This is a genomic window from Streptomyces sp. LZ34, assembly GCF_053890475.1.
In genome coordinates, this window is record NZ_CM132680.1 from 7,922,231 (window position 1) to 7,942,167 (window position 19,937).

At 69.3% G+C, this 19,937-nt stretch carries 24 protein-coding genes and 1 tRNA gene; 17 read left to right on the plus strand and 8 right to left on the minus strand.

The window, feature by feature from the left end:
- Window positions 1–41 precede the first annotated feature (41 nt).
- Window positions 42–716 carry an RDD family protein gene (locus tag ACWY4P_RS33220; protein WP_456204227.1) on the plus strand — a complete coding sequence of 225 codons (675 nt, stop codon included), beginning with the start codon at window positions 42–44 and terminating at the stop codon, window positions 714–716.
- 104 nt (window positions 717–820) lie between these two features.
- A complete protein-coding gene (locus ACWY4P_RS33225; protein WP_456204228.1) occupies window positions 821–1,321 on the plus strand; it encodes an RDD family protein in 501 nt (166 codons plus the stop codon).
- Between the two features lie 63 nt (window positions 1,322–1,384).
- Here ACWY4P_RS33225 and ACWY4P_RS33230 read toward each other — a convergent pair whose 3' ends face one another.
- A complete protein-coding gene (locus ACWY4P_RS33230; protein ID WP_456204229.1) occupies window positions 1,385–1,750 on the minus strand; it encodes a hypothetical protein in 366 nt (121 codons plus the stop codon).
- 332 nt (window positions 1,751–2,082) lie between these two features.
- Between ACWY4P_RS33230 and ACWY4P_RS33235 the strand changes: the two genes are divergently transcribed.
- Both ACWY4P_RS33235 and ACWY4P_RS33240 read left to right on the plus strand, forming a co-directional pair.
- On the plus strand, window positions 2,083–4,476 hold the full coding sequence (locus ACWY4P_RS33235; RefSeq protein WP_456204230.1) for an immune inhibitor A domain-containing protein: 2,394 nt from the start codon (window positions 2,083–2,085) through the stop codon (window positions 4,474–4,476).
- Window positions 4,477–4,608: 132 nt separating this feature from the next.
- Window positions 4,609–4,920, plus strand: a complete 312-nt coding sequence (locus ACWY4P_RS33240; protein ID WP_065960043.1) for a hypothetical protein — start codon at window positions 4,609–4,611, stop codon at window positions 4,918–4,920.
- 45 nt (window positions 4,921–4,965) lie between these two features.
- On the opposite strand, the gene ACWY4P_RS33245 is transcribed toward ACWY4P_RS33240, so the two are convergent.
- The gene (locus tag ACWY4P_RS33245) at window positions 4,966–5,550 is read right to left on the minus strand and encodes a nicotinamidase (RefSeq protein WP_456204232.1); all 585 of its coding nucleotides are present in this window, start codon (window positions 5,548–5,550) and stop codon (window positions 4,966–4,968) included.
- A 430-nt stretch (window positions 5,551–5,980) separates the two neighbouring features.
- On the minus strand, window positions 5,981–7,309 hold the full coding sequence (locus tag ACWY4P_RS33250) for a nicotinate phosphoribosyltransferase (protein ID WP_456204234.1): 1,329 nt from the start codon (window positions 7,307–7,309) through the stop codon (window positions 5,981–5,983).
- A 107-nt stretch (window positions 7,310–7,416) separates the two neighbouring features.
- Here ACWY4P_RS33250 and clpS point away from each other — a divergent pair, with 107 nt between their 5' ends.
- The 8 genes from clpS (at window position 7,417) to ACWY4P_RS33290 (ending at window position 13,059) form a co-directional block, all read left to right on the plus strand.
- Window positions 7,417–7,728: an ATP-dependent Clp protease adapter ClpS gene (gene clpS / locus ACWY4P_RS33255; protein ID WP_456204235.1), complete on the plus strand. Its 312-nt coding sequence runs from the start codon at window positions 7,417–7,419 to the stop codon at window positions 7,726–7,728.
- A complete protein-coding gene (locus ACWY4P_RS33260) occupies window positions 7,728–8,345 on the plus strand; it encodes a DUF2017 domain-containing protein (RefSeq protein WP_456204237.1) in 618 nt (205 codons plus the stop codon). Before clpS ends, ACWY4P_RS33260 begins: the two co-directional genes overlap by 1 nt.
- Before the next feature lie 197 nt (window positions 8,346–8,542).
- A complete protein-coding gene (locus tag ACWY4P_RS33265) occupies window positions 8,543–10,000 on the plus strand; it encodes an amino acid permease (protein WP_456204238.1) in 1,458 nt (485 codons plus the stop codon).
- Window positions 10,001–10,080: 80 nt separating this feature from the next.
- Window positions 10,081–10,506, plus strand: a complete 426-nt coding sequence (locus ACWY4P_RS33270; protein WP_456204239.1) for a Mov34/MPN/PAD-1 family protein — start codon at window positions 10,081–10,083, stop codon at window positions 10,504–10,506.
- A 121-nt stretch (window positions 10,507–10,627) separates the two neighbouring features.
- On the plus strand, window positions 10,628–10,741 hold the full coding sequence (locus ACWY4P_RS33275) for a putative leader peptide (protein ID WP_014179252.1): 114 nt from the start codon (window positions 10,628–10,630) through the stop codon (window positions 10,739–10,741).
- A 106-nt stretch (window positions 10,742–10,847) separates the two neighbouring features.
- A complete protein-coding gene (locus ACWY4P_RS33280) occupies window positions 10,848–11,126 on the plus strand; it encodes a MoaD/ThiS family protein (RefSeq protein WP_456204240.1) in 279 nt (92 codons plus the stop codon).
- Entirely contained in the window at window positions 11,126–12,076 is a 951-nt protein-coding gene (locus ACWY4P_RS33285; RefSeq protein WP_456204241.1) for a PLP-dependent cysteine synthase family protein, read from the plus strand. Before ACWY4P_RS33280 ends, ACWY4P_RS33285 begins: the two co-directional genes overlap by 1 nt.
- Before the next feature lie 230 nt (window positions 12,077–12,306).
- Window positions 12,307–13,059, plus strand: coding sequence for an MBL fold metallo-hydrolase (locus ACWY4P_RS33290; RefSeq protein ID WP_456204243.1), 753 nt, complete (start codon window positions 12,307–12,309; stop codon window positions 13,057–13,059).
- Window positions 13,060–13,134: 75 nt separating this feature from the next.
- Here ACWY4P_RS33290 and ACWY4P_RS33295 read toward each other — a convergent pair whose 3' ends face one another.
- Window positions 13,135–14,385: a PTS transporter subunit EIIC gene (locus ACWY4P_RS33295; RefSeq protein WP_456204244.1), complete on the minus strand. Its 1,251-nt coding sequence runs from the start codon at window positions 14,383–14,385 to the stop codon at window positions 13,135–13,137.
- Between the two features lie 316 nt (window positions 14,386–14,701).
- On the opposite strand from ACWY4P_RS33295, the gene ACWY4P_RS33300 reads away from it, so the two are divergent.
- The 4 genes from ACWY4P_RS33300 to rdgB all read left to right on the plus strand — a co-directional run bounded on the left by ACWY4P_RS33300 (window position 14,702) and on the right by rdgB (window position 16,945).
- Window positions 14,702–14,935, plus strand: a complete 234-nt coding sequence (locus tag ACWY4P_RS33300) for a glucose PTS transporter subunit EIIB (protein WP_450481658.1) — start codon at window positions 14,702–14,704, stop codon at window positions 14,933–14,935.
- Between the two features lie 58 nt (window positions 14,936–14,993).
- The gene (gene rph / locus ACWY4P_RS33305) at window positions 14,994–15,725 is read left to right on the plus strand and encodes a ribonuclease PH (RefSeq protein WP_456204245.1); all 732 of its coding nucleotides are present in this window, start codon (window positions 14,994–14,996) and stop codon (window positions 15,723–15,725) included.
- A 152-nt stretch (window positions 15,726–15,877) separates the two neighbouring features.
- Window positions 15,878–16,303 (plus strand): hypothetical protein, encoded by a 426-nt coding sequence (locus ACWY4P_RS33310; RefSeq protein WP_456204246.1) that lies wholly within the window; start codon window positions 15,878–15,880, stop codon window positions 16,301–16,303.
- Between the two features lie 39 nt (window positions 16,304–16,342).
- A complete protein-coding gene (gene rdgB, locus ACWY4P_RS33315; RefSeq protein WP_456204247.1) occupies window positions 16,343–16,945 on the plus strand; it encodes an RdgB/HAM1 family non-canonical purine NTP pyrophosphatase in 603 nt (200 codons plus the stop codon).
- A gap of 50 nt (window positions 16,946–16,995) precedes the next feature.
- Here rdgB and ACWY4P_RS33320 read toward each other — a convergent pair.
- From ACWY4P_RS33320 to ACWY4P_RS33330, 3 genes are all read right to left on the minus strand, one after another.
- Window positions 16,996–17,079, minus strand: a tRNA-Leu gene (locus tag ACWY4P_RS33320).
- Window positions 17,080–17,132: 53 nt separating this feature from the next.
- Window positions 17,133–17,633: an HNH endonuclease signature motif containing protein gene (locus tag ACWY4P_RS33325; protein WP_456204248.1), complete on the minus strand. Its 501-nt coding sequence runs from the start codon at window positions 17,631–17,633 to the stop codon at window positions 17,133–17,135.
- Window positions 17,630–18,256 carry an HNH endonuclease gene (locus ACWY4P_RS33330; protein ID WP_456204249.1) on the minus strand — a complete coding sequence of 209 codons (627 nt, stop codon included), beginning with the start codon at window positions 18,254–18,256 and terminating at the stop codon, window positions 17,630–17,632. Before ACWY4P_RS33330 ends, ACWY4P_RS33325 begins: the two co-directional genes overlap by 4 nt.
- Window positions 18,257–18,416: 160 nt before the next feature.
- Between ACWY4P_RS33330 and ACWY4P_RS33335 the strand changes: the two genes are divergently transcribed.
- Window positions 18,417–18,968: a DinB family protein gene (locus ACWY4P_RS33335; protein WP_456204250.1), complete on the plus strand. Its 552-nt coding sequence runs from the start codon at window positions 18,417–18,419 to the stop codon at window positions 18,966–18,968.
- 30 nt (window positions 18,969–18,998) lie between these two features.
- On the opposite strand, the gene ACWY4P_RS33340 is transcribed toward ACWY4P_RS33335, so the two are convergent.
- Entirely contained in the window at window positions 18,999–19,814 is an 816-nt protein-coding gene (locus ACWY4P_RS33340) for an alpha/beta fold hydrolase (protein ID WP_456204251.1), read from the minus strand.
- Between the last annotated feature and the right edge of the window lie 123 nt (window positions 19,815–19,937).

The following is a 19,937-nucleotide window of genomic DNA, read 5'->3' on the forward strand; positions in this document are numbered from 1 at the left end:
CGCCGGATGCGGCGGCTCCGGCTCCGGGGTCGACTCGGGCCATGAGCACCGACCAGCCGACCCCGGGGCCTGACGAACCCCGGCCCGAGGAGCCCCGGCCCGACGAGCCGAGCCCCGACGAGCCGAGCCCCGAGGAGCCGCGGCCCAGCGAGCCTCGGTCCGAGGAGCAGCCAGAGGGCGACGCATTCTCCAAGCAGCAGCCGCCTCCCTCGTACGGCTCGCCGTACGGAGGCGAGCACGGAGGTGAGTACGGCGCCGCCGACCCGCTCGCGGGCATGCCCCCGCTCGCGAACCGCGGCCGCCGCCTCGTCGCCCGGATCGTCGACGCGCTGATCGTGGGCATCCCGGTCGGTCTGGTGATGGCGGTGCTCGTGGGCGACTACGACCCGGTGAACAACAACGACGAGGCGACCGCCATGACGATCGTCTACGCCCTGGTGTACTTCCTCTACGAAGGGCTGATGCTGACCAAGTACGGCCAGACGGTGGGCAAGAAGCTGATGAAGATCCGCGTCGCCCTGCTGGAGAACGGGGAGATCCCGGCCGGTCAGCCGGGCTGGCTGCGCGCCGGTACGTACGCGCTGCCCGAGATCGTGCCGTGCTGCGGCTTCATCTTCTGGCTGATCAATGTGTTGTGGTGCACCTGGGACCGGCCGTACCACCAGTGTCTGCACGACAAGGTCGCCAAGACGGTCGTGGTCGCCGTGCCCTCCTGATCGACCGCCCCCGATCCGCCGCCCACGCTCCGCCCCCGACCCGCCCCCCGAAACTGTTGCCCCCGAGCTACCTGCCGTCCGCGCCCTGCTGGTGTAATCGGGACATGAGCCCCGACCAGCTGTCGTATCCGCAGGACACCCGCCCCGTAGGAATGCCTCCGCCGGCGACCCCCGGTCAGCGCTTCGTCGCCCGGCTGGTCGACACCCTGATCCTCGGCCTCATCTGGACCGTGGCGCTCGCCGCGACCGGTGCGCTCAAGTACGCCTATGACCACCCGGGCGAGCAGGACGTGGGCAAGGTGACCGTCTCGCTGGTGATCACCATGGCCGTCTACTTCGTCTACGAAGGCGTGATGCTGGCCCGCAGCGGCCAGACGCTCGGCAAGAAGGCGCTGCGCATTCGCGTGGCGATGCTGTCCGACGGCGATATGCCGGGCCGCCAGGGCTGGGTGCGGGCCGTGGTGTACGTGCTGCCCGGGATGCTGATCCCGCTGCTGGTGGGCACCCTGTTCTGGCTGGTCAATGTCCTGTGGTGCACCTGGGACCAGCCGCTGCGCCAGTGTCTGCACGACAAGGCGGCCAAGACCGTCGTGGTCGCGGCCTAGCCGCACACACCGGGCCGGGCGTACGGGCCGTCCGGGCGATACGGGTTGGCCCGGCGATAGGGGTCAGCTGTGCAGTGAGTGCTCGCTGACCCGCGGCTCCACCGGCTCGGCGTGAGCGTGGGCGGGGGCGGGGGCGGGGGTGCGTGGCTCGGCGGGGATCGCCACGCCGGCCACACCGGCCGAGCGCGTCGCGCTCGTCGCCCGGACCGGCACGGTCCGGTTCGTCCGCGCCGCCGCCGCGCGGCCGGCGCGCGGGGTGCCGGGCATCGGCACCGTGACGGCGACCAGGAGCCCGAGCACCAGCCCGGCCACGGCGATCACCGTGACTCCGAGGCCTGATCGCGTCTGGGACAGCAGCAGCATGGCGAAGGTCGAGAAGACGACGGTGGCCGAACCGTAGGCGAACTGAGCAGGAGTCGGACGCGGCATGGCTGGATCCGTCCTCGAGGCATCGACTATGCGGGGGGCATGAGTCACACAGGTGTGCACCGGCAAAATGACTCTACGGTGCTGAATGCCCGAGAGGAAACGCAAGTAAGCGTGACCTGACCCACGAGGCCGTTGCATGGGGGGCGCAGGGGCGCACACGGTCTTACGCCGTCCCAACTGGTGAGATCCACGCGCCCGTTGGCGTCCGGAATCCGGTAAGGGCGGGCCGGGAAACGTACTTGTCCCCCTCTGTCCAAGTCAAGGTCTGTTTTTTCTCCTGCCTCTCCGGTCAAATGTCCCGCACTGGTGTCACTGGGGAGGACTGGAGAAGCGTGAGCAGTCAACGGAGGGCCGTGAGAACGGCCGCCATCGCCACCGTGGTCGCCGCGCTCGGCGCGGCGGCGCTGTCGACGGGCATAGCCCAGGCGGACAACGGATCGTCTACGCGCGTTGAGCGACGCGATCCGGCGCCCGCGAAGACCGACGTCGAGCACGACCTGGCCGGGCCTTACAGCAAGCAGCAGGAGGCGCAGCGCCAGGAGGCGCTGCGGCAGGTCATATCCGGGGACGCGAAGGCGGACCGGCGCGGTGCGTCGCAGGTGGTGAAGCTCGGCAAGGGCAAGTACGTCGAGCTGGCCCGGGAGAAGACCGACAAGATCTTCACCATCCTGGTCGAGTTCGGCGACAAGGTCGACGACACCACCATGTACGACCCGGACGGCGCGGACGGCCCCGAGCCGCCGGTGAAGAAGTACGGCGGCGAGCCGGGCCCGGCACACAACACGATCGCCGAGCCGGACCGTGGAGGCGACAACAGCACGGCCTGGCAGAAGGACTACAACCGCCAGCACTTCCAGGACCTCTACTTCTCCGCCGAAAAGGGGAAGGAGTCGCTGAAGAAGTACTACGAGAAGCAGTCCTCGGGCCGCTACTCGGTGGACGGCGAGGTCTCCGACTGGGTCAAGGTCGGCTGGAACGAGGCCCGTTACGGCTCCAACTACTGCGGCGACACCAACTGTGCCAACGCCTGGGACCTGATCCGCGACGGCGTCAACCAGTGGGCGAAGGACCAGAAGGCGGCCGGCCGCAGCGACGCCGAGATCAAGGCGGACCTGGCGAAGTACGACCAGTGGGACCGCTACGACTACGACGGCGACGGCAACTTCAACGAGCCCGACGGCTACATCGACCACTTCCAGATCGTCCACGCCGGCGAGGACGAGTCGGCGGGCGGCGGCGCGCAGGGCACGGACGCGATCTGGGCCCACCGCTGGTACGCGTACGGCACCGACGCAGGGCAAACCGGCCCCGGGAGCAACAAGGCCGGCGGCGCGCAGATCGGCGACACCGGCATCTGGGTCGGCGACTACACCATGCAGCCGGAGAACGGCGGACTCGGCGTCTACGCCCATGAGTACGGCCATGACCTGGGCCTGCCGGACGAGTACGACACCACCGGCAAGGGCGAGTCGTCCGTGGCCTTCTGGTCGCTGATGTCCTCCGGCTCCTGGCTGGGCACCGGCAAGAACGCGATCGGCGATCTGCCCGGCGACATGAGCGCCTGGGACAAGCTCCAGCTCGGCTGGCTGGACTACGACACGGCGAAGGCCGCCACGAAGTCCCGGCACACCCTCGGGGTGGCCGAGTACAACACCAAGAACCCGCAGGCGCTGGTGGTCCAACTGCCCGACAAGGCCAAGACCACGGAGATCACACAGCCCGCCGAAGGCTCCAAGCAGTGGTGGAGCGGCATGGGCGACGACCTCAAGAACACCCTGACCCGGTCCGTCGACCTCACCGGCAAGTCCAAGGCGAGCCTGGACCTTCAGGGCTGGTGGGACATCGAGGAGAACTACGACTACCTCTATACCGAGGTGTCCACGGACGGCGGCGCCAACTGGACGCCGGTGGACGGCACGGCGGACGGCAAGGCCATCCCGCGCGACGCCGGCGACAAGCCCGCGCTGACCGGGACCTCGGGCGCGTACAAGAAGCTCTCCATCCCGCTCGACGCCTACGCGGGCAAGAAGATCGACCTGCGCTTCCGCTACCAGACGGACGGTGGCGTCGCCCAGGCGGGCTTCGCGGCCGACGCGATCACGCTGACGGCGGACGGCGCGCCGGTGCTGACCGACGGCGCCGAGGGCGACGACAACGGCTGGACCGCGAACGGCTTCTCGCGCATCGGGGCGTCCTTCACCAAGGAGTACCCGCAGTACTACATCGCGGAGAACCGCCAGTACGTGTCGTACGACAAGACCCTCAAGACCGGTCCGTACAACTTCGGCTGGCTCGACAGCCGGCCCGACTGGGTCGAGCACTTCCCGTACCAGAACGGCCTGCTGATCTGGCTGTGGGACACCTCGCAGCCGGACAACAACGTCGGCGATCACGCCGGCTCCGGCCAGATCCTGCCGATCGACGCGCACGCCACCCCGCACACCTGGGCGGACGGCACGCTGATGCGCAACCGCATTCAGGCGTACGACTCGCCCTTCAGCTGGTACCCGACGGACGGCTTCACGCTCCACAAGAACGGCGCCGCCGCGAAGGTTCCGGCAAAGCGGGGTGTACCGGTCTTTGATGACCGTAAGGGTACGTACTGGTACGGATCGAATCCGACGGGCGGGGTGAAGGTTGCTGACACCAACACCAAGATCAGCATCCTGAGGGAGCTTCCGGGCGCCTCCACGCTGACCGTCCAGGTCTCCCCGTCCGCTTCCTAGATCAATAGATCTGCCATCGTCGCAGGTCAGAGCGGCATCGGCCGTCGCCCCCTGGCGGGCGGCGGCCGTTCGCGTTTAGATGCCCCTACGACCTTTCTTGCTGACACGACGTCTCACGGGGGACATGGACACATGGCCGATGGAGGATTCACCAAGCTGCCGGGAGGCAGCGTGGTCGTGGCACTGACCCTGCCGCGACCGCTGGGCGAGGGCGGCGTACGGGTGCTGGTGCACGCCGTGAACCGCCAGCGCGCCCTGACCAGGCTGCGCAACCTCGGACTGCGGGCGGTGTACCTGCGGGGGAACAGCGCGCCGCCGACACCGGACGAGGTGACGGCGGTGCTGCACCATCCGGACGGGCTGGTGTGGCGTACGGCGCCCTACGGGGTCGGGGAGCTGTGGCACCCCATCGCTGCCCTGCTGCGGCCGCCCGCGACGGCGTAGCGCAGGTCAGGCCACCGGCTCAGACCACCGACTCAGGCCGCCGGCTCAGACCACCGGCTTGCCCGAGAGCTCCACGCCCGCCGCGCGGAGCTCCTCCAGGGCGCGCTCCGTGGTCGCCTCGGCGACCCCGGCGGTCAGGTCCAGCAGGACGTGCGCCGCGAACCCCTCGCGGCGCGCGTCCAGGGCCGTGGCCCGCACACAGTGGTCGGTGGCGATGCCGACCACGTCCACCTCGGTCACGCCGCGCTCGCGCAGCCACCGCACCAGCGGGGTGCCGTTCTCGTCGGCCCCCTCGAAGCCGCTGTACGCCGCCTCGTACGCGCCCTTGTCGAAGACCGCGTCGATGGCGCCGGAGGCGACGGCGGGCGCGAAGTTCGGGTGGAAGCCGCTGCCCTCGGTGCCCGCCACGCAGTGCGGCGGCCAGGTGCGCTCGTAATCCGGATTGTCCGAGAAGTGGTCCCCGGGGTCGATGTGGTGGTCGCGGGTGGCGACGACATGGCGGTAACCGGGCGTCGCCTCCCCGATGAGATCGGTGATGGCGGCGGCGACATCCGCGCCGCCCTGGACCGCGAGGCTGCCGCCCTCGCAGAAGTCGTTCTGGACATCGACGACGATCAGTGCCCGGTGCATGGCGTGCGCCTTCCGGCTGGGATCAGAGATGAGGACCGGGAAGCGACTCGGCCCGAAGCTGTGTGGTGTGCGGAAGCGGTCTGATGTGCTAGTGAGCTGCTAGCTGGTGGGGATGTCACCGAGGGTAGACACTCGGCCAGGTTTGCGGGAGTGGGCCGGAGCCGGACGCCGGACTGGCGGAATCGTGCTCCGGCACGATACGGCGGCCGGGCGCGAGGCCAGGCGCACGCGCCGCATCGGCCGGTGCGCACGCCGTCTCGGCGCGCCGCGTTGCGCCCTGGCGTGCGCCCTATCCGTGCGCCTTGGTCATACGTCTTACCCATGCGCCTTACCCATACGGCCGCACCTATGCGCCTTACCCATACGGCCGCGCGCGGCATCGCGTCCCACGCACGGCCGTCCCGGACCCAGGGCCCCGGTCTGCGGGGGCTCACCCCATCACGTACTCCGTCGGGATGACCGGCTCGCCGCGCGACAGCTGTGTCGCCGACAGCGGCAGCCCCGCCCGCGCCGTCACATGCCGGTCCCGCGCCGTGTCCAGCGGCTCGCGGGTCACGACCTCGCCGCCGCGCACCAGCTCGACCAGCAGTTGCCGGTCCGCGAGCCCCGGCGGGACCGCACCGCTGCCGACCACCTCGGCCTCGGCCACGCCGTCCTCGTCCAGCCGCCGGGCGGCCCACTTCCGGCCGCCGACCGAGGTCTTCGAGCCCATGGACTTCTTCGCCACGGGGCGCAGCGGCGCGGCGTCGGAGTCGGCCCGGGCGACCAGCTTGTAGACCATCGCGCAGGTCGGGTGCCCGCTGCCGGTGACCAGTTGGGTGCCGACCCCGTACGCGTCCACGGGCGCGGCCGCGAGCGAGGCGATGGCGTACTCGTCGAGGTCGCTGGTGACCACGATCTTGGTGTTCTTCGCGCCGAGCTCGTCGAGCTGGTGGCGCACCCGGTGGGCGAGCAGCAGCAGGTCTCCGGAGTCGATCCGTACCGCGCCCAGCTCGGTGCCCGCGACCTCGACGGCGGTGCGCACCGCCGAGACGACGTCGAAGGTGTCGACCAGGAGGGTGGTGGCGCTGCCGAGGGAGTCGACCTGCGCGGTGAAGGCGTCCCGCTCGGTGTCATGCAGCAGGGTGAAGGCGTGCGCGCTGGTGCCCACGGTCGGGATGTTGTAGCGGAATCCGGCGGCGAGGTCGGAGGTGGAGGAGAAGCCTCCGACATACGCGGCGCGGGCCGAGGCGACGGCGGACAGCTCGTGGGTGCGGCGGGCGCCCATCTCGATCAGCGGACGGTCGCCGGCGGCCACGGACATCCGGGAGGCCGCGGCGGCGACGGCAGAGTCGTGGTTGAGGATGGAGAGGATCACCGTCTCCAGCAGGACGGCCTCGCCGAAGCTGCCTTCGACGCGCATGATCGGCGAGCCGGGGAAGTAGACCTCGCCCTCCGGGTAGCCCCAGATGTCGCCGTGGAAGCGGTAGTCGGCGAGCCATTCCAGCGTGGGCTCGTCGACGATCCGCCGGTCGGCGAGGAAGTCCAGTACGCCGCTGTCGAAGCGGAAGTTCTCCACGGCGTCCAGCACCCGGCCGGTGCCCGCGACGACGCCGTACCGCCGTCCCTCGGGGAGGCGGCGGGTGAAGACCTCGAAGACCGAGCGGCGATCGGCGGTGCCGGCGCGCAGGGCGGCCTGGAGCATGGTCAGTTCGTACCGGTCGGTGAACAGCGCTGTCGAGGGCACGTCCACCGGCAGTCCGAGGTGAGCGGTGTTCATGGACGATGATGTTACCTCCGATACTCGTCAAGGTGACGATTTCTGGGTGCCGGTTTAGGTGCCGGTTTAGGTGCCGGTTTATGCGACGGGCCATGCCGGGTGGCAGCATGGGGGGTGTGAGTGCGACACCGGTGGAGATCGAACGTCCCCAGTCCAGCGAGGCGCCTTCGGCGGTACCCGAACCCGACGTTCCATGGGTCACCGTTGTGCATAACGACCCGGTCAACCTCATGAGCTATGTCACGTATGTCTTTCAGACGTACTTCGGCTATTCAAAGGACAAGGCGCACCGACTGATGCTGGACGTCCACCACAAGGGTCGCGCGATGGTCTCGAGCGGTACCCGCGAGGAGATGGAGCGTGACGTGCAGGCGATGCACGGGTACGGACTGTGGGCGACTCTCCAGCAGGACCGCTGATGGCGGGGCACTTCGAGCCGCTGCCCGGCGGCGGGGCCGTGGTGGCCCTGGATGATGTGGAGATCTCCATCCTGCGCAGCCTGGCGGTTCAGCTGCTGGAGCTGATCGGTCCCGGTGCGGAGCCGGTGGAGGGGCGCGACCCGCTGGACGCGATCTTCGCCGAGGGGCCCACCAAGCCGCCCGCGGACCCGGCGCTGGCCCGGCTCTTCCCGGACGCGTACGGCGGCCCGGGCCAGAAGCTGGGGGCCGACGAGGAGGCCACGGCGCAGGCCGCCTCGTCCGAGTTCCGCCGCTACACCGAGAACGACCTGCGGGCCCGCAAGCGCGAGGACGCGCTCGCGGTGGTGCGCGGCCTGGACGCCCTCGAGGGGGTGGAGGCCGAGGGTGCCGAGGCCGGAGCGGGGGTGCTGGAGCTGTCGCCCGAGCAGTCCCGGCAGTGGCTCGGTGCCCTGAACGACCTGCGGCTGGCCATCGGCACCCGGCTGGAGGTCACCGACGAGGACGACGGCGGCGAGCTGTTGCGGCTGCCGGACTCCGATCCGCGTAAGCCCATGGTGATGGCGTATTTCTGGCTCGGCGGTCTCCAGGAAACCCTCGTTGAAACCCTGATGTCCTGATCGCTGAGTGTTCGTTTAGAGGATGCTCAAGTCCGGATAACGATCGTGTCACCATGACTGAGGCCTTTGTCGACTTAAGTGGCTTTTGTCCGCTTCTTCCTGTGGTGTACTGCACATCTACCCGTGTGGATCAGTGTTGCGGCCGTGATAAATCTTCACGATCGCCAGCCCCCCACAGGTAGAAAGGCGTAGGAACCATGACCTCAGCGCGGGTCGATCGACCTGGAGACGACGCTGTCGGCAATGCGGCCGTGGGCACCACTTCCGAAGAGGGATACGAACGGGGCCTGGGCAGTCGCCAGGTCCAGATGATCGCCATCGGCGGAGCCATCGGCGTCGGGCTCTTCATGAAGGCCGGGGCGAACATCGCCAAGGCCGGGCCCAGCATCATCCTCATGTACGCCCTCGCCGGCGTGGTCATCTTCTTCATCATGCGAGCGCTCGGCGAGCTGCTCCTGTACCGGCCGGTCACCGGCTCCTTCTCGGAGTACGCCCGGGAGTTCCTCGGCCCGTTCTTCGGCTTCGTCACCGGCTGGACGTACTGGCTGATGTGGGTGGTCACCGGCATGGCCGAACTCACCGCGGCCGCCATCTACATCCACTTCTGGTTCCCGTCGATCCCGCAGTGGGTCAGCGCCCTGGTCTTCCTGGTGGTGCTGTTCGGGGTCAATCTGATCTCGGTGAAGATCTTCGGCGAGGTCGAGTTCTGGTTCTCGATGGTCAAGGTCACCGCGATCATCGGCATGATCGTGATCGGTCTGGGCGTGCTCACCCTCGGCTTCTCCGAGGCCGGTGACACCGCCGCCGTCTCCAACCTCTGGTCGCACCACGGCGTCTTCCCGAACGGCATCGGCGACAGCCTGATGACCTTGCAGGGCGTGATGTTCGCCTACCTGGCCGTCGAGCTGGTCGGCGTCACCGCGGGCGAGTCCGAGGACCCGGAGAAGACCCTCCCCAAGGCGATCAACACCCTGCCCTGGCGCATCCTCATCTTCTATGTGGGCGCCCTGCTGGTGCTGCTCTGCGTCGTCAAGTGGACCGAGTTCTCGGCGGGTGAGAGCCCCTTCGTCCACGCCTTCTCCGTGATCGGCATCCCCTTCGCCGCGGGCATCGTCAACTTCGTGGTGCTCACCGCCGCCCTGTCGTCCTGCAACTCCGGCATGTACTCCACCGGCCGGATGCTGCGCGACCTGGCCGCCAACGGCGAGGCCCCCAAGGAGTTCGGCAAGCTCAACGCCCGTAAGACCCCGGCCGTCGGCATCACCCTGTCCGTCGCCCTCATGGGCATCGGCGTGATCCTGAACTACCTCGTCCCGGAGAAGGCCTTCGAGTACGTCACCTCGGTCGCCACCGCCGCGGGCATCTGGGCCTGGGCGATGATCCTGGTCAGCCACATCCGCTACCGCGGCGCGGTGCGCGCCGGCCGGCTCCCGGCCTCGTCCTTCCCGGCCCCCGGCGGCGCGGTCTTCAGCTGGGTCGCGCTGATCTTCCTGCTCTTCGTCACCGGCCTGATCGCCTACGACAAGGACGCCCGGATCTCGCTGTACGTCGGCGCCGGCTGGGCCGTGTGCCTGGCCATCGGCTGGGCGGTCCTCAAGAGCCGCGGCCCGCGGGCGGCCGACGCGGCCCCCGAGCGGGAGTACATCGCGAAGTAACGGCTGACCCGTCTCGATGGGCGGGCTCCGGATCTCAGGGTCCGGAGCCCGCCTTGTTTTTCGCGTCTTATTCTTTGGCCATGCTGACCATCACACAGGCCCTCCATGACCAGATCGTCGCGCACGCCCGCGCCGACCACCCCGACGAGGCGTGCGGCGTGATCGCCGGCTCGGCCGGCAGCGGCCGCCCCGAACGGTTCATCCCGATGCTCAACGCGGCCCGCTCGCCCACGTTCTACGAGTTCGACTCGACCGATCTGCTGAAGCTCTACCGCGAGATGGACGACCGGGACGAGGAGCCCGTGGTCATCTACCACTCGCACACCGCCACCGAGGCCTACCCGTCCCGCACCGACATCTCGTACGCCAACGAGCCCGGCGCGCACTACGTGCTGGTCTCCACCGCCGAGTGCGGCAACGACGAGGGTCCGGTCCAGTTCCGGTCGTTCCGGATCGTGGACGGCGAGGTCACCGAGGAAGAGGTCAAGGTCGTCGAGGCGTACTAGAAGGCGTACTAGGCGTACCAGGCGTACTGGAAGGCGCCCGCGTCTCGCATAGTGGTCGTCGTCCGCCCGTATCGCGGGACGGCCCTCCGAGGGCGGGACGGGGAATCGATACGATGACTCCATGGTTGTCGATGATGTGAGCGAGAAGACGCCGGGCATGCTGCTCGTGGCGCGCCTCCACGTCGACCTGTGCCGGCTCGCCAGCGCGATGTGTCCGCGCCGGGCCGCCGCCTGACCGCCGCGGAGTCACGCCCTCCGCCCGCGCGCCGTGCGCACCGACCCTCCTTCCGGACGCCGTCCGGGAGGGCCCTGAATCCCCGCCCTCCGACAGGAGCCCACACATGGCCATCGAGGTCCGCATCCCGACCATCCTCCGCACCTACACCGACGGCCAGAAGGCGGTCGAGGCCAGCGGGAACACGATCGCCGAGCTCTTTGCCGACCTCGAGGCCCGGCACACCGGGATCCAGGCGCGTCTGGTCCAGGACGGCGAGCTGCGCCGCTTCGTCAACGTCTACCTGAACGACGAGGACGTGCGCTTCCTCGACGGCGTCTCCACCAAGCTCTCCGACGGCGACAGCGTGACCATCCTCCCGGCCGTCGCGGGCGGCGCGGTCTGATGCGGTACGACAGCCCTCTGGCAGCGGTCGGCAACACGCCGCTCGTCAGGCTGCCGCGGCTCTCGCCCTCCGCCGACGTCCGCGTCTGGGCGAAGCTGGAGGACCGCAACCCGACCGGCTCGATCAAGGACCGCCCCGCGCTCCACATGATCGAACAGGCCGAGAAGGACGGCCGGCTGACACCGGGCTGCACCATCTTGGAGCCGACCTCCGGCAACACCGGCATCTCGCTCGCCATGGCGGCCAAGCTCAAGGGCTACCGCATCGTCTGCGTCATGCCGGAGAACACCAGCGAGGAGCGGCGCCAGCTGCTCGCCATGTGGGGCGCGGAGATCATCTCCTCGCCCGCCGCCGGGGGCTCCAACACCGCCGTACGCGTCGCCAAGGAGCTCAGCGCCGAGCACCCGGACTGGGTGATGCTCTACCAGTACGGCAACGCGGACAACGCGGGCGCCCACTACGCCACCACCGGCCCGGAGATCCTGGCCGACCTGCCGTCGATCACCCACTTCGTCGCCGGGCTCGGCACGACCGGCACGCTGATGGGCGTCGGCCGGTATCTGCGCGAGCACGTCCCCGGGATCCAGATCGTCGCCGCCGAGCCGCGCTACGACGACGTCGTCTACGGCCTGCGCAACCTCGACGAGGGCTTCGTCCCCGAGCTCTACGACGAGACCGTGCTGACCACCCGCTTCTCGGTCGGCTCCGAGGACGCGGTGGCCCGCACCCGGCAACTCCTCGCCGAGGAGGGCATCTTCGCGGGCGTCTCGACGGGGGCCGCGCTGCACGCCGCGCTCGGCGTCGCCCGCAAGGCGGTGCAGGCCGGCGAGAGCGCCGATGTGGTCTTCGTGGTCGCCGACGGCGGCTGGAAGTACCTGTCGACGGGCGTCTACACCGCCGCCACCACCGAGGAGGCCATCGAGACGCTGCACGGCCAGCTCTGGGCGTAGGCGGGCACGGGTCGGAGCCCCCGGAGCCGGGGTTTGGGGCTGTGGGGGCGGGTGGACCGGACTGGGGCCGCCGGGGGCCGAGTTCCCGGCCGTCCTGGTGATTCCGCCCACAACGAGGGCTTGCAGAGGGGCGACCAGGGCTTTAGCGCTTTACGCTCGTGGGCACCGCATGACCCCCGCACCCGCCCATGGCCTTCGGCATGGGGACCCCCCGAGGAGGTTCCTGCTTCATGAAGCTCACCGTCGTCGGATGCTCAGGGTCGTTCCCGTCCGCGGAATCGGCCTGCTCGAGCTACCTCGTAGAGGCCGACGGCTTCAGGCTGCTGCTCGACATGGGCAATGGCGCCCTCGGCGAGCTGCAGCGCCACTGCGGTCTCTACGACCTCGACTCCGTATTTCTCTCCCATCTGCACCCCGATCACTGCATCGACATGTGCGCGTACTTCGTCGCCCGCTACTACCGGCATGACGGCGGCCGCGCCGAGGCGATCCCGGTCTACGGCCCCAAGGGCACCGAGCGGCGGCTGGTCCGGGCGTATGAGGACGTGCCCGACGAGAAGTCCATGCAGGAGGTCTTCGACTTCCGCACGCTGACCCCGGGCACCTTCACCCTCGGCCCCTTCACGATCCGCACCGTCCGGGTCTGCCACCCCGTGGAGGCGTTCGGCTTCCGCATCGAGCACGGGGGGCGCGCACTGGTCTACTCCGGCGACACCGGCCCCTGCGAGGCCCTGGTGGAGCTCGCCCGGGGCGCGGACCTGTTCTTGTGCGAGGCGGCGTTCACGCACGGCAAGGAAGACATCCCCGAGCTGCATCTGAACGGGCGGCAGGCGGGGGAGCACGCGCGCCGCGCCGGGGTCGGCACCCTGGTGCTGACGCATATCCCGCCGTGGACGGACCCCCAGATCAACCAGCGGGACGCGCAGGCGGTCTTCGGCGGGCCGGTGGAGCTGGCGAAGGCGGGCGCGGTCTACGAGCTTTGAGGGCAGTGGCTGTCGTACGTGAGGAGGCCCCGGAACCGCTCGGTTCCGGGGCCTCGTCGGCGTTCGCGGCAGGGGCTAGGCCTTGGTGAGGTCCTCGACCTCTTCCTCGGGCTCGCGGCCCGGGGTGGGGAGGTCGAACTTGACGATCGCGAAGCGGAAGATCGCGTAGTAGATCGCCGCGAAGGCCAGTCCGACCGGGATGATCAACCATGGCTTGGTGGCCTGGCTCCAGTTGAGCGCGTAGTCGATGAAGCCGGCGGAGAAGTTGAAGCCCGCGTGCACGCCCAGGGCCCAGGTGATGGCCATGGACGCGGCGGTCAGCAGCGCGTGGATCACATACAGCAGCGGCGCGATGAACATGAACGAGAACTCGATCGGCTCGGTCACCCCGGTGACGAACGAGGTCAGCGCCAGCGAGACCATCATGCCCAGCACGGCCTTGCGGCGCTCGGGACGGGCGGTGTGGGCCATGGCCAGGGCGGCGGCCGGAAGGCCGAACATCATGATCGGGAAGAAGCCGGACATGAACATTCCGGCGGTCGGGTCGCCCGCCAGGAAGCGGTTGTAGTCGCCGTGTACGACCTGGCCGGCCGCGTTGGTGAAGTCGCCGAGCTGGAACCAGGCCACGGTGTTCACGAACTGGTGCATGCCGATGGGGATCAGCGCGCGGTTGACGGCGCCGAAGAGCGCCGAGCCCGCGGATCCCAGGCCCGTCATCCACTCACCGAAGTTGCCGATGCCCTCGCCTATGGGCTCCCAGACCAGGCCGAAGAAGACGCCCACCACGATCCCCACGAAGGCCATGATGATCGGCACCAGCCGGCGGCCGTTGAAGAAGCCGAGCCAGTCCACCAGCCGGGTGCGGTGGAAGCGCTGCCACAGCACCGCGGTCAGCAGCCCCATGACGATACCGCCGAGCACACCGGGGTCGTTGTACTTGGCCGGGATGTCCTGGCCCTTCTGGATGACCGCGGCGGCGACCGGGAACGCCTCCAGCACCTTGCTGTAGACCAGGAAGCCGACCACGGCGGCCAGCGCGGTGGAGCCGTCCGACTTCTTGGCGAACCCGATGGCCACACCCACGCAGAACAGCAGTGGCAGGGCGCCGGTGAGCGCACCGCCGGCGTTGCTGAACACGGCGGCGACCTTGTCCCAGCCGAGGCCGTCGGCGCCGAAGACGTCGGGCTGCCCGAGCCGCACCATGATTCCGGCGGCGGGCAGGACCGCGATGGGCAGCTGCAGGCTGCGGCCGACCTTCTGGAGTCCCTGGAACAGGCCGGCGCGCCGCTTTCTGGCGGGCGCGGCCGTAGCGGTGGCCGTACTCATCGGATTCCTCCTGGTGAGGCGGGCGCTCGGGGGAGAGGGGACGGCCCGCATATGGTCTACACCACAGTGGTGTAGACCTGTTCTAGCACGTAGGGGCGGGATAACGGAATCTATCGTTCCGGTGTGGTCTGAACCACTGGCGGGTGGTGTTTCGCGGCGGTCCCGGGTCGCGATAATGGTGTAGACCACAGGGTCGGCCGGGGGTGCGGTGACGGACATGACCGAGCGAACCGGGACTAAACGTGGTTAACGTATGACAACCCGCTCGTCGGTATCGCCCCAGGGTCGCCGAAGGGCCGAGACAACAGGAGTGGACATGGCCAGCAAGGCTGAGAAGATCGTCGCCGGGCTCGGCGGTATCGACAACATCATCGAGATCGAGGGCTGCATCACCCGGCTCCGCACCGAGGTCAAGGACGCCGCCCTCGTCAACGAGGCCCTCCTCAAGGCCGCCGGCGCACACGGCGTGGTGAAGATGGGCACCGCCATCCAGGTCGTCATCGGCACCGACGCGGACCCCGTGGCCGCCGAGATCGAAGACCTGATGTGAGCGGCTGACCTGATATGAGCAACTGAACCGCCCTCGGTATTGCCGATAGGCTCGCCCCATGTCTCGTATCGACGGCCGTACGCCCGACCAGCTCCGCCCCGTGACCATCGAGCGCGGATGGAGCAAGCACGCCGAGGGCTCCGTCCTCGTCTCCTTCGGCGGCACCCGCGTACTGTGCACGGCCAGCTTCACCGAGGGCGTGCCGCGCTGGCGCAAGGGCAGCGGCGAGGGCTGGGTCACCGCGGAGTACGCCATGCTGCCGCGCGCCACCAACACCCGCGGCGACCGCGAGTCCGTCCGCGGCAAGATCGGCGGCCGTACCCACGAGATCTCCCGCCTGATCGGCCGCTCGCTGCGCGCCGTCATCGACTACAAGGCCCTCGGCGAGAACACCGTCGTCCTGGACTGCGACGTCCTCCAGGCCGACGGCGGCACCCGCACCGCGGCCATCACCGGCGCGTATGTCGCCCTCGCCGACGCCCTGACCTGGGGCCAGGGCAAGAAGCTCATCAAGGCCGGCCGTCAGCCGCTGACCGGGACCGTCTCGGCCGTCAGCGTCGGCATCGTCGGCGGGATCCCGCTGCTCGACCTGTGCTACGAGGAGGACGTGCGCGCCGAGACCGACATGAACGTCGTCTGCACCGGCGACGGGCGCTTCGTCGAGGTCCAGGGCACGGCCGAGGGCGAGCCCTTCGCGCGCGAGGAGCTGAACGGGCTGCTCGACCTGGCCGTCGCGGGCTGCGGCGAACTCGCCGAGGTCCAGCGCGCGGCGCTCGCCGGCCAGCTGTGACGCACGCCGTTCCGGTGCCGGGGAGACATCAAAAAGCAACCTCCTGACGGCCGGTGGCGTGTAGTCATATACGGATACTCGGGTACGGGCGCACGCGATGCAGCACGCGATGCGATGCGCCCGTCACCGCCACCAGGGGAGGGGACCCGTCCATGGCGCCGCGCCACCACCGCTTCGGTCGTTCCGGCCGTAACCGCAGTCACCGCCGCACGACCGCTCTCGCCGCGTTCGCCGTCGTCGCCCTCGCCGTGCCGATCACCGCGGGGTGCAGCGCGATCGAGAAGGCCATCGACTGCGCGCAGCTCGCCGTGGACATCACGACCGACGTGGACGACCTCCAGGACGCGGTGGGCGGCGCCGTGGTCGACCCGCAGGACGCCGACAAGATCCTCGACGCCCTCGACAAGGACATCGACAAGATCAAGGACAAGACCGACAACGCGGATGTCGGCAAGGCCGTCGACGACCTCCAAAAGGCCGTGGACAACGTCCAGACCGCCATCGACAAGGGCCAGGACCCCGACCTGACCCCCGTCAAGGACGCGGCCGGCGAGCTGACCAAGGTCTGCAGCCCCTGACGACACCGCCCCGTCGATAACCGTCGATAATCGACATCCATGAAGCGCCTGATCCTCGCCACCCGCAACACCTACAAGATCGTCGAGCTGCGCTCGATCCTGAGCGACGCCGGCCTCGACGTCGAGCTCGTGGGTGCCGACGCCTATCCGGAGGTCCCCGACGTCAAGGAGACGGGGGTCACCTTCGCCGAGAACGCCCTCCTCAAGGCCCACGCCCTGGCCCGGGCCACCGGCCACCCCGCCGTCGCCGACGACTCCGGGCTGTGCGTCGACGTCCTCGGCGGCGCCCCCGGCATCTTCTCGGCCCGCTGGTCGGGCCGCCACGGCGACGACCGGGCCAACCTCGAGCTGCTGCTCGCCCAACTCGCCGACGTCCCCGACGAACACCGCGCCGCCCACTTCGAATGCGCCGCGGCCCTCGCCCTCCCCGACGGCACCGAACGCGTCGTCACCGGCCGCCTCCCCGGCACCCTCCGCCGCGAACCCACCGGCGGCGGCGGCTTCGGCTACGACCCCATCCTCCAGCCCGACGGCGAAACCCGTACCTGCGCCGGGCTGACCCCGGAGGAGAAGAACGCGATCAGCCATCGGGGGAAGGCGTTCCGGGCGCTTGCGCCGCTGGTGCGGGATCTGCTGGGGTGAGCGACCTCGAAGGGGCGGTCCGCTGGATCAGCGGACCGCCCCTTCGACGGTGCGGCCGGTGGGACTCGAACCCACACGGGATTTCTCCCACGGCGACCTAAACGCCGCGCGGCTGCCAATTACGCCACGGCCGCCAGTCGCAGGCCATGCTACCGGCCTGGTGACTGTGACGGCATCGGGGTGAGCGCTAGGTGGTGGCACTTCCCCTCTTTTTCCCGCTTCGGCACCAGGTGTCGGTAAGCGCGTGGCAGTTCGGACAGAGATAACGCAGATTCTGGAGGCGGTTGTCCCACCGATCCCCGTTGATGTGGTCGATCTCCAGGACGAGGCGTCGGCCCTGCCAGGTGTCACCTGTCCCACACCCGTCGCAGACTCGCGGCACGGCACTCTCTTCGAGCGCGCGCCTCAGCAATGAGGTCTTTGTGCGCGAGGCCCCGGGTTCGAGCTTCCGGAGGATCATCTCGGCGGACTTGCGATGGGGAGAAGGGCGGCCGCACTGGTGGCCTTGGCCGACGAAGTGGGCGGTCGAGATTCCGTACGTGGCGATGCTCCGCTGCACCAGAGCACGGCCCGCGCCTCCGGCGGGGAGCTCCAGAGCGTGCAACACCCCGGCCACGCTGTGCGACTCGGCAACGGCTCTCAGCAGGGCGTCCTGGGGCAGCAGCCGCTTCGTGCCACGCCGATTCATGCCGCGCCCTGCCGCTTGCGACCGCGGTAGGTGTCTGTCACCGCATGGCAGTTGGGACACAGGAGCCTCAGGTTCTCTGGGCGGTTGTCCCACCAGTCTCCGTTGATGTGGTCGACTTCATGACGCAGCGGCTTGCCGTTCCATTCCCGGCCCGTGCCGCACATCGCACACACCTCCGGAATGTCACGCCGGACGAGTTCCCTGCGCAGTCGCTCGCCGGGGATTCTTCCGTCTGACGGCGATCCCAGGACCAGACGGTCCCTCAACCGCCTCCTGGGTCGTTGAGACGATTGCGCCGAAAAGTGTGACGTGTCGATGCCGAGGGCGGCGATGCGGCGGCCGATGTGGGCTTGATTGCCGCCCACAGGACTGATCCCTAGGCGGCGAACGACCTCGGCCACGCTGGTCGAGCACGCGACGACTTCACGGAGCCGTGATTCGTTGTGGCGCACCAGCGGCGTGCGGAGGCGCGAGGCGTCGATGCCCGCCTCGGCGAACTTGCGGCGGAGGTAGCTTCTGCTGCCGATGGTCGGCTTGCCGCCGCACAGCCGTATGGCTTCATCGATGGTCTCCGAGGTGCGCGCGGCTTCCGCGAGCACCTCGGGCGTGTATCTGATCCGCATGGTTCCCCTCCCCGGACGATCACATGTCGCATCCTCGCACTGAGTAACGAATCGCTGATCGTAGGGTTACGGCGCCGCCCGACGCATCGGGCCCCACTGTCAGTGGCCCCTGCCAAACTCCGCCCATCCCGACGAAGCATCCCGACGAAGGAGACGGACGATGACCGGATCAGGCGTGCCCCAGCACTTCGCGCCGAGGTGGGGCGAGGAGGGAGCGCGGGTCGATCCGCCCGCGGTGGGTGGGGAGCGGGAGGTGCTGAGCGGCGTGCTGGACTGGCAGCGGGCGACGTTCGAGTCGAAGTGCGCGGGGGTGGAGCCGGGGCGGCTTTCGGAGCGGGGGGTGCCGCCGTCGGGGATGTCGCTGCATGGGCTGGTGCGGCACTTGGCGGGGGTTGAGCGCTGGTGGTTCCGTATTCAGTTCGCCGGCGAAGACGTTCCGCTGCTGTATTACTCGGACGAGGACCCCGAGCAGGACTTCGAGGCGCTCGACGGCGACCCCGCGGAGGCGTTCGCGGTGTGGCGGGCGGAGTGCGGGCGTTCGCGGGAGATCGTGGCCGCCGCGGAGTCGCTGGATGTGACGGGGATCCGCAAGCGGACCGGGGAGCCCATCGCGCTGCGGCGGATCATGGTGGACATGATCGCCGAGTACGCGCGCCACAACGGCCATGCGGATCTGCTGCGCGAGCGGATCGACGGCGCCACGGGGTGGTGACCTCGCGGCCGCCGTCGGGGGCGACAGACGTCAGGACTTGATGAAGTCGAGGATGTCGGCGTTGAGCTGGTCCTTGTGGGTGAAGAAGAGGCCGTGCCCGGCCGCCGGGTACTCCTTGTAGACGGTGCCGGGGATCAGCGCGGCGGTACGGCGGCCGGTCACCTCGACCAGGGCGGAGGCGTCCGCGTCGCCGTGCACGACCAGGGTCGGGATGGTGAGCCGGCGCAGGTGCTCGCGGTTGTCGGCGTGGTAGACCGTCTGCTGGACCTGCTGGGTGGCCCAGGGGGAGGCGGACAGGCACATCCGGGTCGTCCAGTCGATGATGGCGGGGGAGGCTTCGGTGCCCAACTGGGTGGCGAAGAAGGCCTGTGACTGCACGGTGAGCCACTTGGGACGATCGGCTCGGATCCGGGCGAGCATCCTGTCCATGGCGGCCTCGGGGACGCCCTCGGGGTTGTCGTCGGTCTGCTTGAGGAACGGCAGGATGGCGGAGACGAATGCGGCGCGGTCGACCCGGTCCTCGCCGTGGCGGCCGAGGTAGCGGGCCACCTCGGCGCCGCCCAGCGAGTGGGCGACGAAGATCACGTCGTGCAGGTCGAGGTGGTCGAGGAACACGGCGAGGTCGTCGGCGAGGGTGTCGATGTCGTAACCGGTCGAGGGGCGGTCGGAGCGGCCGTGGCCGCGCCGGTCGAATGAGACGCAGCGGAAGCCCTGCTCGACGAAGAACGGGATCTGGTACTCCCACATCTCGGTGTTGAGCATGGAGCTGGTGACGAAGACGATCGGTCGGCCCTGCCCGTAGTCCTCGTACGCCAGGCGGGTCCCGTCGGTGGTCTCAAAGAACATCTCGGCTCCTCAGCTCGTCGTTTCGACGCGTTCAGGATGTCCGAGCCATCGGGAGTGGTCGATTACGTGCCGGGTAATGCCGAGTGATGCCGACGGCGCCACGGGGTGGTGATCCCGCGGCGC